Source organism: Micromonospora sp. NBC_01739, assembly GCF_035920385.1.
GTDB lineage: Bacteria > Actinomycetota > Actinomycetes > Mycobacteriales > Micromonosporaceae > Micromonospora.
The window spans coordinates 454,442-467,152 of record NZ_CP109151.1; the positions used below are offsets into that span (position 1 = coordinate 454,442).

General features: G+C 72.3%; 15 protein-coding genes. 14 read left to right on the forward strand and 1 reads right to left on the reverse strand.

Translation table 11 applies throughout. The annotated features are described in order from the left end of the window. Positions 1-26 precede the first annotated feature (26 nt). The 14 genes from OIE53_RS02075 to OIE53_RS02140 all read left to right on the forward strand — a co-directional run bounded on the left by OIE53_RS02075 (position 27) and on the right by OIE53_RS02140 (position 11,993). Positions 27-806, forward strand: a complete 780-nt coding sequence (locus OIE53_RS02075; protein WP_327027034.1) for a cell division protein FtsQ/DivIB — start codon at positions 27-29, stop codon at positions 804-806. A gap of 242 nt (positions 807-1,048) precedes the next feature. Continuing rightward, complete coding sequence (gene ftsZ, locus OIE53_RS02080) at positions 1,049-2,164, forward strand: cell division protein FtsZ (protein ID WP_327024851.1); 1,116 nt, start codon at positions 1,049-1,051, stop codon at positions 2,162-2,164. Between the two features lie 9 nt (positions 2,165-2,173). Beyond that, on the forward strand, positions 2,174-2,920 hold the full coding sequence (locus OIE53_RS02085; RefSeq protein WP_327024852.1) for a YggS family pyridoxal phosphate-dependent enzyme: 747 nt from the start codon (positions 2,174-2,176) through the stop codon (positions 2,918-2,920). Between the two features lie 195 nt (positions 2,921-3,115). Continuing rightward, positions 3,116-3,808, forward strand: coding sequence for a cell division protein SepF (locus OIE53_RS02090; protein ID WP_327024853.1), 693 nt, complete (start codon positions 3,116-3,118; stop codon positions 3,806-3,808). A 29-nt stretch (positions 3,809-3,837) separates the two neighbouring features. Further along, a complete protein-coding gene (locus OIE53_RS02095; RefSeq protein ID WP_013735078.1) occupies positions 3,838-4,143 on the forward strand; it encodes a YggT family protein in 306 nt (101 codons plus the stop codon). A gap of 44 nt (positions 4,144-4,187) precedes the next feature. Next, positions 4,188-4,991, forward strand: a complete 804-nt coding sequence (locus OIE53_RS02100) for a DivIVA domain-containing protein (protein ID WP_327024854.1) — start codon at positions 4,188-4,190, stop codon at positions 4,989-4,991. Positions 4,992-5,059: 68 nt separating this feature from the next. Then, positions 5,060-5,710 (forward strand): hypothetical protein, encoded by a 651-nt coding sequence (locus OIE53_RS02105; protein ID WP_327024855.1) that lies wholly within the window; start codon positions 5,060-5,062, stop codon positions 5,708-5,710. A gap of 9 nt (positions 5,711-5,719) precedes the next feature. Then, positions 5,720-6,022, forward strand: a complete 303-nt coding sequence (locus tag OIE53_RS02110) for a DUF167 domain-containing protein (RefSeq protein WP_327024856.1) — start codon at positions 5,720-5,722, stop codon at positions 6,020-6,022. Between the two features lie 329 nt (positions 6,023-6,351). After that, entirely contained in the window at positions 6,352-6,771 is a 420-nt protein-coding gene (locus tag OIE53_RS02115) for a TraR/DksA family transcriptional regulator (protein ID WP_327024858.1), read from the forward strand. A gap of 68 nt (positions 6,772-6,839) precedes the next feature. Next, positions 6,840-7,475 (forward strand): signal peptidase II, encoded by a 636-nt coding sequence (gene lspA / locus OIE53_RS02120; protein WP_327024859.1) that lies wholly within the window; start codon positions 6,840-6,842, stop codon positions 7,473-7,475. Next, the gene (locus OIE53_RS02125) at positions 7,472-8,416 is read left to right on the forward strand and encodes an RluA family pseudouridine synthase (protein WP_327024860.1); all 945 of its coding nucleotides are present in this window, start codon (positions 7,472-7,474) and stop codon (positions 8,414-8,416) included. Before lspA ends, OIE53_RS02125 begins: the two co-directional genes overlap by 4 nt. Before the next feature lie 42 nt (positions 8,417-8,458). After that, positions 8,459-9,496, forward strand: coding sequence for a hypothetical protein (locus tag OIE53_RS02130; protein ID WP_327024861.1), 1,038 nt, complete (start codon positions 8,459-8,461; stop codon positions 9,494-9,496). A gap of 96 nt (positions 9,497-9,592) precedes the next feature. Beyond that, positions 9,593-11,047 (forward strand): AAA family ATPase, encoded by a 1,455-nt coding sequence (locus tag OIE53_RS02135; protein WP_327024862.1) that lies wholly within the window; start codon positions 9,593-9,595, stop codon positions 11,045-11,047. A gap of 49 nt (positions 11,048-11,096) precedes the next feature. Next, the gene (locus tag OIE53_RS02140; RefSeq protein ID WP_327024863.1) at positions 11,097-11,993 is read left to right on the forward strand and encodes a DUF2567 domain-containing protein; all 897 of its coding nucleotides are present in this window, start codon (positions 11,097-11,099) and stop codon (positions 11,991-11,993) included. Here OIE53_RS02140 and OIE53_RS02145 read toward each other — a convergent pair. Then, positions 11,905-12,606 (reverse strand): LON peptidase substrate-binding domain-containing protein, encoded by a 702-nt coding sequence (locus OIE53_RS02145; protein WP_327024864.1) that lies wholly within the window; start codon positions 12,604-12,606, stop codon positions 11,905-11,907. The two genes, OIE53_RS02140 and OIE53_RS02145, sit on opposite strands and share 89 nt — an antisense overlap. Between the last annotated feature and the right edge of the window lie 105 nt (positions 12,607-12,711).

Here is a 12,711-nt window from a genome sequence, read left to right on the forward strand (position 1 = left end):
GACCGGCCCGCCGACGCGGTGGCGGGGTGGACGGTGGCGGAGGGTGGCGTCCGGTCCGCCAGTGGCAGCTGGTCCGTGCCGGTCGGGACGCGGTGCCCGCCTCCACCCGCCGGTTCATGGCCCGGGCCCGGCGCCGTCGGATGCGGGCCGCACTGCCGTGGGCGGTGGCCGGCGGGGTGCTGGCCGTGGCCGGCCTGGTGGCCTGGGTGCTGCTGGGCACCGGACTGTTCGGCGTACGCGAGGTGCGGGTGGAGGGCGCCGAGTTGGTCACCGACGTGCAGGTACGCAACGCCGCCGGGGTGCTCGACGGGGCTCCCCTGGCCCGGGTGGACCTGACCGAGCTGGCGGACCGGATCGGCGCCCTGCCGCCGGTGGAGCGGGTGTCGGTGCACCGGGACTGGCCGGACGCCCTGGTCGTACGACTCACCGAGCGCACCCCGGTGGCGGTGGTGCCGAGCGGGGAACAGTTCGTGGTGGTCGACGCCGCCGGGGTGGCCTTCCGTACCCTGCCGCAGCGCCCGGCGGGCCTTCCGCTGATCCGGATGACCGACCCGGGTGCGGAGAATCCGGCGACCCATGCCGCCCTGGAGGTGCTCGATGCCCTCACCCCGCAGTTGCGGGCGGACCTGGTGGAGATCACGGTCGAGGGCCTGGCCCGGATCAGCGTCCGGCTGCGGGACGACTTGACCGTTTTCTGGGGAGACTCCACCCGGGGGACGGACAAGGCCCGGGTGGCCACCGCCCTGCTGGATCAGGACGCCACCCGGATCGACGTCAGCGCCCCGGAGGTGGTCACCTTCCGGTGAGCGACCGATCAGGGGCGTGAACCCTCCCGCTTGACCGGCGACACGCCGAAAGGGTCCTTGGTTCCTCGCTCGGCTGCGCCTACGTTGCCGGAAAGAGGATCAGTGGTTGACATAACTGTAACCCTCTAGTAGAGGGTGAGGGTTTACCCCCTCGGCCTCGCTGGTGACAGTCGGGTCGACCATGGGTCTGGCCGCGCCGTAACCGGTCGGGGAGTAGCCAATCTCGAAGGGAAGGACCGGAGATGACACCTCCGCACAACTACCTGGCGGTCATCAAGGTCGTCGGCATCGGGGGCGGCGGCGTGAACGCCGTCAACCGGATGATCGAGGTTGGGCTCAAAGGCGTCGAGTTCATCGCGATCAACACAGACGCCCAGGCGCTGCTGATGAGCGACGCCGACGTCAAGCTGGACGTCGGCCGTGAACTGACCCGGGGTCTGGGCGCCGGCGCCAACCCGGACGTCGGCAAGAACGCCGCCGAGGATCACCGCGACGAGATCGAGGAGGTCCTCAAGGGCGCCGACATGGTCTTCGTGACCTGCGGTGAGGGTGGCGGCACCGGCACCGGCGGCGCGCCCGTGGTGGCCAACATCGCCCGGAAGCTGGGCGCCCTGACCATCGGTGTGGTGACCCGCCCGTTCTCCTTCGAGGGCAAGCGTCGCCAGGTGCAGGCCGAGGCCGGCATCGACGAGCTGCGCAACCAGTGCGACACCCTGATCGTCATCCCGAACGACCGGCTGCTGGCCCTCGGGGACCGCAACATCAGCATGATGGACGCCTTCCGTACCGCGGACCAGGTGCTCCTCTCCGGTGTCCAGGGCATCACCGACCTGATCACCACCCCGGGTCTGATCAACCTGGACTTCGCCGACGTCAAGAGCGTGATGAGCGGCGCGGGCAGCGCGCTGATGGGCATCGGCAGCGCCCGGGGCGAGAACCGCGCGGTCGAGGCGGCCGAGGCGGCCATCTCCAGCCCGCTGCTGGAGCAGAGCATGGACGGCGCGCGCGGGGTGCTGCTCTCCATCGCCGGTGGCTCCGACCTGGGTCTGTTCGAGATCAACGACGCGGCGCAGCTGGTCACGGACGCGGCCCACCCGGACGCCAACATCATCTTCGGTGCGGTCATCGACGACGCGCTCGGCGACGAGGTGCGGGTGACCGTGATCGCGGCGGGCTTCGACGGCGGCACCCCGGCCTACAAGGCGGCCGAGCCGGCCCGCAAGACCAATCAGAACCAGCCCGCCCAGCCGAGCACCCCGGTCGTACCCTCGCCGGCCACCCCGGTGGCACCCCAGTCGCCGCGCCGGGTGCTCTTCGACGACGTGGACGTGCCCGACTTTCTCAAGAACGGTTCCTGAGTACCGGCCATGACGGACAGCCCCGCTCTGGTACGCCCGGACCGACGTGCCGAACTGGCCGCCGGGCTGGCGCGGGTCCGGTCCCGGATCGCCGACGCCTGCGCGGCGGTGGGCCGGGATCGGACCGAGGTGACCATGATCGCGGTCACCAAGACCTACCCCGCCTCCGACGTGATCGCCCTGGCCGGGCTCGGGGTGACCGACGTCGGTGAGAACCGCGACCAGGAGGCGGCCCCGAAGGCCGCCCAGGTGGCGGCGGCCGGGGTCACCCCCTGCTGGCACTTCATCGGGCGCCTGCAGCGCAACAAGGTGAAGTCCGTGGTCCAGTACGCCGACGTGGTCCAGTCGGTCGACAGCGTCCGGTTGGCCGCCGCCCTGGACGCCGCCGCGACCGCCCGACGGGACCGGCCGCTGGAGGTGCTGGTGCAGGTGAGTGTCGACGGCGACCCGTCCCGTGGCGGGGCGGTGGCCGACTCGGCCGATCCGGACATCGGCCTGGGGTCGGTGGCCGCCGCGGTGGCCGACTCGGCGGGACTGCGGTTGGCCGGGCTGATGGCGGTGGCGCCCCTGGGGTGGGAGCCGGAGCGGGCCTTCGCCCGGCTGGCCACCATCGCCGAGGGGTTGCGGGCGGAGCATCCGCAGGCCGTCGTCCTGTCGGCCGGGATGAGCGGGGATCTGGAGGCGGCGATCGGCCACGGCGCGACACATGTCCGCGTCGGCAGCGCGTTGCTCGGAATGCGTCCCACGCTGCGGTAGCCTGGCCGCGAGAGAAGCAAATTACATCAGTGTTGTTTGTGGGAGCGGCCTTACCGGCGACCGGGGGGCGTGACGTGCAACGCGAATTGTGCGTCAGGGGATTGCCGTTCCGGTCCGGTGGGCAGGAATGGTCCACTCGCGACAGGCGACACGTACGGGGGCGTGTGCCGCACGGCGGACGGGAAGGGCGCGGGGATGGGTGCACTGCGCAAGGCGGGGGTCTGGCTCGGACTTGTCGAAGAGGACGACGAGCGGGCCTATGACGACGGTGGGTACGACAAGGGTGGGTACCGCGAGTCGCGCTACCGGCAGAGCCGGTACGCCGAGGAGTTCGCCGACGAGGCGGACGACGAGATGGACGAGCCTCCGGCGCCTCGTCCCCGGCTCGGCGACCGGGGTCGGCTCGGCGAGCGCTCCAGCAGTCGGCTGGGCGAGTCCGAGCGACTGGACTCCGACCGCCCCGAGCGGGTGGATCGGTCCAGCGTACGCTCGATCACCCGGTCCTCGGGGGAGCAGTCCGGCGCGTTGACGTACCACACCCGGGACAACCTGGCCCTGGCGCCGCAGGCGCAGCCCCGCGAGCGTGCGGTGGTCCAGGAGGAGGAGCAGCGCTACCAGATCACCACCCTGCACCCGACCACCTACCGGGAGGCCCGCACCATCGGCGAGCACTTCCGCGACGGGGTGCCCGTGATCATCAACCTCACCGAGATGGATGAGGCCGATGCCCGCCGACTGGTGGACTTCGCTGCCGGGCTGGCGTTCGGCCTGCGCGGTACGATCGAGCGCGTGACCAACCGGGTGTTCCTGCTCTCGCCGGCCAATGTCCAGGTCACCGCGGAGGACAAGGCCAAGATCGCCGAGGGCGGGTTCTTCAGCCTGAGTTGACCCGCCCGACCCGAGGGACGTCGCCTACCGTGTTGTCGATCTTGCTACAGGTCCTCTACCTGATCACCTATCTGTTCCTGATCATCCTGCTGGCCCGGTTCGTACTGAGTGCGGTCCTTCAGTACGGGCGGCGCTGGCAGCCTGGTCGCGGTGCATCAGCCGGACTGGAATCCGTGTGGAGCGTCACTGATCCCCCGCTCTGGGCGTTGAGGCGTGTGATCCCTCCGCTGCGAATTGGTACCGTGAGCATCGACCTGGCCTCCCTTGTGCTCCTGGTTATCCTGTTCGTGCTGATGAGGTTTGTGTTAGAGCCGGCGATCTTCAGGACCGCCTGATGACCGACGCGCTATCGCGGCCGCAACTGACCCGAGGAGTTTCGATGCCGCTGACCCCGGCCGACGTCCACAACGTCGCCTTCAAGAAGCCGCCGATCGGTAAGCGGGGCTACGACGAGGAGGAGGTCGACGCCTTCCTGGACGAGGTCGAGCGCGAACTCGCCCGTCTGATCGAGGAGAACAACGAACTGCGCGCCCAGGTGGAGCGCGGTGGGCGGGGCGGCGCACCCGCCGGCCCCGGTGGCGACGCCCGCCTGGCGGCCGAGCTCAACGACGTCAAGGCCCAGCTCGACCGGGTGCAGCGCGACAAGGCCGCCGCCGAGCAGGCCGCCCGCGCGATGCAGGCCGAGCTGGAGCAGGTACGCGCCGCCGCCGGTGGCGCGGTGCCGGGCGGTGACGGCGAGCAGCAGGCGCTGCGGGTGCTGATGATGGCCCAGCGGACCGCCGACGACCACGTCTCCGACGCCCGTCGTGAGGCCGACCAGCTGCTCTCCGAGGCCCGTTCCAAGGCCGAGGAGGTCACCCGCGAGGCCCGCGCCAAGGCCGACGCGCTGGAGCGGGACGCCCGCCAGCGTCACCAGGAGGCCATGGGCGGCCTGGACGCCAAGCGCACCGCGCTGCAGAAGCACATCGAGGAGCTCAAGCAGTTCGAGCGCGAGTACCGTACCCGTCTCAAGGCCTACCTGGAGAGCCAGCTGCGCGACCTCGACGGTCGTGGTCAGGGCCTGGAGGCGGAGATGACCCGTGGCGGAGAGGGCACCCGCGCGGCGGGCAACGGCCTGGCCGCCGCAGGTCTCGCCGGTTCCTACGGCGGGGGTCGCTCCGGGGCACTCGAGGCCGGTCGCTGAACCGGGCGGCGGCCGTCCTGACGGCCGCCTGCCCTGCCTCAACTTCTACGACGCGGCGGGGGTGAGCCGTGATAGTCATCAGTCTCGCGCTCATCCTCGTCGCGGTGGCGCTTCTTGTGTTCGGGTTGGCCAGTGGGTCCAGTGCCCTGCTGGTCGTCTCCATCGGCGCCAGCCTGCTGGCTGCGGTGGCACTGGTCGCGGGGGCCCGCCAGGCTGCCGCCGGCCGGGCCGCGACCCAGCGGGAGGGTGCCGGGGGTCGTTCGGCCACCATCCCGACCCAGCATGTCCCATCAACCTCGGATGCCGGTGTGCCCGGGTGGCGGCAACCACCCGGGTCGCCGGTGACGACCACGATGGGCACCGCCGAGGCGACCACGCCGACGGCCGCTGACCTGACCGCGCCGACGACCACCGCCGCCGAGTCGATGGCCGCCGCGGACGCGGGGGTGTCCGTGGCGACCGCCGGAGCGGGAGAGCCGTACGACGACGAGCCCGGCGCGCAGGAGGTCACCCCCGAGCAGGCTGCCCGGGTGTCCCGACTGCTGGACGAGGTCCGGGTGGTCGACGGCCGGCCCCGCTATCACCTCGACGAGTGCACGCACCTGGTCGGGCGGGACCACGAGCCCCTGGTGGTGGCCGAGGCGGTCTCGTTGGGTTTCACCCCGTGCGCCGACTGCACCCCGGACACCATCCTGCTGGCGCAGTCCGAACGGTACTGATCCGAGCCGATGACCGCCGAGGCGCTGACGGTCGCCGTCCGGGTCAAGCCGGGGGCCTCCCGGGCCCGGGTGGGTGGCCGCTACGACGGCCCCCACGGGCCCGCTCTGGTGATCGCGGTCAACGCTCCCGCGGTCGACGGCCGGGCCACCGAGGCCGCCCGTCGTGCCCTGGCCGAGGCCCTCGGTGTCCGCCCGGCCGCGGTATCCCTACGCACCGGCGCGGCCAGCCGCGACAAACTCTTCGTGATCGACCCCGCCCCCACCGACCTCCCGGCCAACCTCCACCGCCTCCTCAACCCCCCGCCTCACTGACCACCCCGGCCACCCGTGTTGATCAAGAGGTTTGCGTCGCGGAATCGCCGGATCCAGACGCGAACTTCTTGATCAACTTTGCGGGAGGCGGGGGTTGGGGGTGGGGGTCTGCTAGCGTTCGCTGTGCTTCGTTCCCGTACGGATCGGGGTGGAACGGGCAATTCGGTGCGGCACGTTGTCGGACGACCTTACGTTCCGTATCCTTGCGAATCTCCGGAGTGCGCGGCCAGTGGGCCGCGCGCCCGTTTTGTACCTGGGGTGGCCGATGCCGGCGGCCTCAGTCCAGGGGCGCCGCGGACCTCCGCGGTTCCGTGGCATAGGGAGTGATGATGGCCAAACCAGCCGACACCAGGACCGCCGGTCGTAAGCCCGCGATGACGTCCACCCGCAGTGCCGCGGAGACCGAGAAGATCCGCGCCGCCCTGGCAGCACGGCACGACGAGCTGCGCGCCGAGTACGATCAGACGCTGAGCGAGATCACCGAGCTGCAGCGCGACCGCCTCACCGACTCGGCCGGGGACGACCAGGCCGACACCGGCACGAAGACGTTCGAGCGGGAGCAGGAGATCTCTCTCGCCAACAGCATCTTGGAACGGATCACGCAGGTCGAGCGGGCTCTGGAGCGCCTCGACGAAGGTGGTTACGGCTGGTGCGAGCGGTGCGGCAACCCCATCCCGGTGGAGCGGCTCGCCGCCTTCCCGTCGGCCACCCTCTGTGTGACCTGCAAACAGCTGGCGGAGCGACGCTGACGGCGGGCTCCCCGGCGCTGGTGCACGGCGGTGCCACGGCACCGCCGTGATACGTCGATGGGGAGCAGATGAGCGCAGTACCGTCCGCAGGATCCGGCACCGCCGAGCCGGGCACCGCCACGAGATCGCGGCGTAGACCCGTAGCGATCCTGCTCGGCCTGGCGACCTTCGCGTTCGCGGTCGACCTGCTCACCAAGCACCTGGCGCTGGCCGAGCTGAGCGACCGGGAGCCGGTGCGGCTGCTCGGTGGTGCCCTCTATCTCTCCCTGACCCGCAACAGCGGGGCCGCGTGGAGCATCGGCAAGGACTACACCTGGGTCTTCCCGCTGATCGCGATCGGGGTGCTGGCCTGGATCGGCTGGATGGGGAAGACCCTGCGGTCGGTGCCCTGGGCCATCTCCCTCGGCCTGGTGGTCGGCGGCGTCACCGGTAACCTGATCGACCGGATCTTCCGGGCCCCGGGCTGGTTCGTCGGCCACGTGGTCGACATGATCAGCGTGTTCGACCCGTACGGCCGGGTCTTTCCGATCTTCAACATCGCGGACAGTGCCCTGGTCTGCGGCGTGGTCCTGGCCGTCTGGCTGGAGTTCACCGGCCGCCAGCGTGACGGCACCCGGCTGGTCGGCGACGACCGCAAGGCTGCCGAACGCGCGCCGGAACCGACGGCGCAGACCACGGACGACGAGCGGCGGGAGCCGGCATGACGACGACCTTCTCCGCCGGTGGCGACCACCGCAGCCTGCCCGTCCCGGACGGCCTGGACGGAATGCGACTGGACCAGGCGGTGGCCCGGCTGTTCGGGCTGTCCCGGACGACCGCCGCCGCCCTCGTCGACGCCGGGGAGGCCTTGGTCGACGGCGCGGTACGCCCCAACTCGCACAAGGTCCGGGCCGGGGCCTGGCTCGAGGTGACCCTGCCCGCGCCGGTCGCGGCGCCGATCGTGGTGCCGCAGGCGGTACCGGGCCTGCGGGTGGTCTACGCCGACGACGACATCGTGGTGGTCGACAAGCCGGTCGGGGTGGCCGCCCACCCCAGCCCCGGCTGGCGGGGCCCGACCGTGATCGGCGGACTGGCCGCCATCGGCCACACCATCGCCACCAGCGGCGCCGCCGAGCGCCAGGGGGTGGTGCACCGGCTCGACGTCGGCACGACCGGGATCATGGTGGTGGCCAAGAGCGAGCAGGCGTACAGCTTCCTCAAACGGGCCTTCAAGTACCGCGAGGTGGAGAAGCGCTACCACGCCGTGGTGCAGGGGCACCTGGATCCGCTGCGCGGCACCATCGACGCCCCGATCGACCGCCACCCCCATCACGACTACCGCTGGGCGGTGGTCTCCGGCGGCAAGCCGAGCATCACCCACTACGACACCATCGAGGCGTTTCCCTCGGCCAGCCTGGTCGACGTGCAGTTGGAAACCGGTCGTACCCACCAGATCCGGGTGCACTTCTCCACCCTGCGGCACCCCTGCGTGGGTGACCTGACGTACGGCGCGGACCCGACTCTTTCCGCCCGGCTCAAGCTGGATCGGCAGTGGTTGCACGCCAGAGAGTTGAGTTTCGAGCACCCCCGTACGGGGGACGAGGTCCGCTTCGTCAGCGACTACCCTGACGATCTGGGGCGCGCGCTGGAGATTCTCCGCGACTGACACGTCCCGCCCGTCCCGACCGATCCGACGAGGGGACCGCCTGTGCGTGCCGGCGATCTGCTGCGGCAGCTGGACCAGCGGCTGCTGCCCCGCCTCGCCGCCATGTTGAGACGGCTGGACCAGGGGCCGGCCCGCAACTCGCTGCTCAGCTGGGTGGCGGTGCTGTCCTGCGGCGCCGTGCTGTTCACCGCGGTGTTCGCCACCGGGGGCCCGCCGTTGTCCGACCGCACGGTCGGCGAGGTGACCCGGGTGGGCATCGCCGACGGCGACTCGATCCCCAGCTACGAGCGGACGGCCGCGGCGGACCTGGCCGGCCTGGCCCGCCGCACGCCCCTGGCCGACGGCACCTACGCCCTGGTCTCCCTGTCGGAGTACGTCACCCCGCAGTCGCTGGCGACGGTGGTCGGCGATGTCGGGGTCTCCGTGGTGTTCGGCCGGGTGCCGCTGCCGGACCGGCAGACCGAGATCGTGCGCATTCCCGCCCAGCGGCTGCCCGAGGACGTCACGGCCGGGATGGCGGACCTGGCCGAACGCAAGGAACGGGAGGCCGCGGACTACCGGTCGCGGGCTGCCGCCCTGGGTGGCGGCGGGCCGCAGGAACGGGAGCTGCGGCAGCTCTACGTCAGTGGGGCGCGCCTGGCGGAACGGGAGGCGGCCGCCTACCGGGAGAGCTGCGCCTGCGTCTACGCCGTCGTGGTCCGGGCCAAGCCGTCCGTGCTGCGGGGGGTGGCGACCCGCCCAGGGGTACGGGTGGTCGATCCCGCCCCGGAGGTCCGGCGACTGGAACGGACGGTGTTCACCCCGCCGCTGCCCGAGCAGCGCGACGTGGCCCGACCCCCGGTCGATCGGGAGCTGCTGTCCAGCCCCACGCCCAACCCGAAGTACCCGCTGCCGTCCTGGACGCCGGTGCCCGAGGAGGCACCGGTGACGCCGGAAGTGACGGATTCGTCACCATCGCCGACGCCCTCCCGGACCCCGCCGGTGTACGCGCCCCCCTCGGCCACTCCCACCTCGACGGATTCCTTCCGCGAGGGTGAGACGGACCTACAGGTGGTGGACGGTCCGGAGCCGACACCGTGACAGTTGAGGCCATATCGGTGGGTGTCCCGGTGTGGCCTCAGGACGGTTTCGTTCGTAGCCTGTCAGACGGAGACCGAGGCGCTGGGGAGGCGAGCCGTGGACGGCAGCGAGACCGGTTGGGGACGGCCCGCCGAGCCGGCACCGCGGTGGCGGGCCCTGCTCGACCGAGCCCGCCTCGGCGGCCGCGGCGCTGAGCAGGCACCCAACGAGCGACAGGCCGACGAGCCACCGCCGCCGACCGAGCCGCTGCCGCGTCGGGCGTCGGGCTCCGGCTACTCGGGGCGGGCCTCGGCCACCGCCCAGCCGCCGGATCGGGCGTACGGCGCCGACCCGGGTTACCGCCCGGAGCCCGGCTACCGGTTCGACGCCCCTGGACCGGCACCCAGGTACCGCGGCCACCCCGGATATCCGCCGGAGCCGGTGGCCCATCCGCCGGAACCGGCCTACCCCCAGGTGCCGGAGCCACGTCGACCGGAGCCGGTGGAGTCCCGGTACACCCTGCTGGACAACGGGTACCGGCACGCCGCCCCGCCGATGGACTCCCGCTACGCCCTGCTGGACAACGGCGGCTACCAGCCGCCCGGCCGGCCCCAGGGGCCGCCTGCCGGCCTCGGCGCACCTCCCGCACCCCCGGCCGGGCTCCCCGCCCCGCCCGCCCCGCCCGGGCCTGTCGCGGCGGTCGCCTCGGCCGCGGTGGCCGGGCGTCCCGGGCGGATCGAGTGGCGGGCGCAGAGCATCGAGAGCGAGTTGGAACGCGCCGCCGCGGTGCTGCGCAAGGACCTGGGCACCCCACGGGTGGTCGCCTTCGCCAACCCCAAGGGCGGGGTGCACAAGACCACCGCCACCGTGCTGGCGGCGGCGACCATCGGCAGCGTACGCGGCCGGGGGGTGCTGGCCTGGGACGACAACGAGTTACGCGGCACCCTCGGGTTACGCGCCGGCAGCGCCCGACACGCCCGGACCATCCGGCACCTGGTGGCCGATCTCGTCCAGATCGAGATCCGGGAGGGCAACGAGCTGCTGGAGGCGTTGGACGACTACCTGCGACACGCCTCCGACGGGTCCTACGACGTGCTGGCCGGTGAGGAGAGTCCCCGGTTCGCCCAGCGGCTGGACCAGTTCACCGTCAAACGGGTGCTGGAGCTGCTGCGGCGTACCCACGAGGTGATCTGCGTGGACACCGGCAACAACGTGGAGAGCCCGAACTGGCGTACGGTGATGCACGCCGCCGACCAGTTGGTGGTCACCACGGTGCCCCGGGAGGACGCCGCCTTCAGCGCGGACTGGATGCTCGACCTGCTGCACTCCGAGGGCATGGGCGAGCTGGCCGACAACGCGGTCACCCTGATCTCCTGTCCCACCCCGGGCCGACTGCCGTTGCAGAACGATCTGGAGAAGCACTTCGCCACCCGTACCCGGGCGGTGGCCGTGGTGCCCTACGACCCGGCCCTGGAGACCGGCTCCTCGATCGAGTATCACCAGCTCCAGGCAGAGACCCGGCAGGCGTGGATGCAGGCCGCCTCGGTGATGTTGGAGCCCTTCGCCCGCTGAGGCGACCACACCGTGTACAGCGCGCGAAGGAAGCTGCGAGGATCATCGGGTGAGTCCGGAGACACCCGCCGTCGAACCGCCCGTACCGGCCGCCTCGGCTGCCCCCCAGGCACCGGCCGACCCACCCCGCCGCGGCGTACGGGTGGGACTGGTGGCCGTGTTCGTACTGGCCCTGCTCGGGGTGCCGTTGGGGCTGCTGTGGGCGGTGATCTCCCCGGCCACCCCGGTGGTCAAGACCGCCAACGGCGCCGTCTACGGCGAGCCTCAGCCGGAGCAGCCGGTCGCCGCCGACGGCTGGTTCAGCCTGCTCGGCCTGGCCTTCGGGGTGCTCGCCGGGCTGGCCCTGTGGATCGTGCTGCGCCGCCGCCGGGGCCCCTTCGGGCTGGTCGTGGCGGTGGCCGGGGCGTTGGCCGCGGCGCTGGTCGCCTGGCAGGTCGGCCGCCGCATCGGGCTGGGCAGCTACGAACGTCTGCTGGCCACCGCACCGGAGGGCACCGCCTTCACCAAGCCGGCCGATCTGCGGGCCGGTGGAATCGAGATGGTCCTCGGGGTGCTACCCCTGCCGTACGGCAACCTGCTCCTGCCGGCCTTCGGCGCCGTCGTGACGTACACCATGCTGGCGGGCTGGTCCCAGTGGCCCTCGCTGCGCCCGGAGCCGGAGCCGGAGCCGGAGCCCGACCTGACCCTGCCGCCCGGCTACCCGCCCGGTGGACCCGGCCCCTGGCCGGCCGGGCCGGGCGCGGTGGGCGGCTATCCGCCACCGCCCGCTCCGGGCGCCTACCCGCCACCGCCTGCCCCGGGCGGCCCGCCACCGCCCTCCGGCGGGTTCGCGCCGGGGGCGCCGGCGGCCGGTGGGGTCAGTTCGGGGCCGGCGGGGGCTTGGCCAACTCCGCCAGCGGCACCGGAACCGCCCGCACCTGGCGCAGCAGAGCCGCCTCGCGGTTGAGCAGGGTCAGCTCGGCGCGCAGCCGGGCGGTCGTGTCATCGATCGCGAGCAGTCGCTGCCGGTCCGCCACGGTCAGTGCGGCCGTCGCGGCCACCAGATGGGAGAGCACGGTCGGGTCCTCCGGCAGCTGCTCGGTCAGCTGACCGGCCTCGGTGCGCATCAGGCCGAGGTATTCCCGGAAGACCGCGATCACCCGGGAGGCCAGCAGATTCGCCGCCTCGTCCGGGCCGGTCGGCTCGGGCAGCCAGCTCACCTCGGCGGTCAGGTAGGGCTCGGCCGCGTTGTCGAGCTGCTCGATCCGGAACCGGCGCCGTCCCACGGTGACGATGTCGAAACCACCGTCGGCCAACTCGGTGACCTGTCGTAGCTCCGCGCTGCAACCCACCTCGTGCAGGGTCAACTCCCCCCTGCCCGCGAGGACCCGGCCGGGGGCGGGGGCCACCTCCCAGCCGCTGCGGATGGCCACCACCCCGAACTCGCGTGGGGTGCCCTCGGGCTGGGCCATCAGGCGTCGGACCAGGGCCCGGTAGCGTTCCTCGAAGATGTGCAGTGGCAGCACCAGCCCGGGAAAGAGCACCGTGGCGAGCGGGAACACCGGCAGCCGTGCGTTCACGGAATCGAGGGTAGCCGCACCGGCGGGGTGACGAGTGTCCCGGCTCACCGTCCCGGCCTACGGGCGGCGCGGGTCGCCGCCCTGACGGGCCGCCTAGACTCGCAG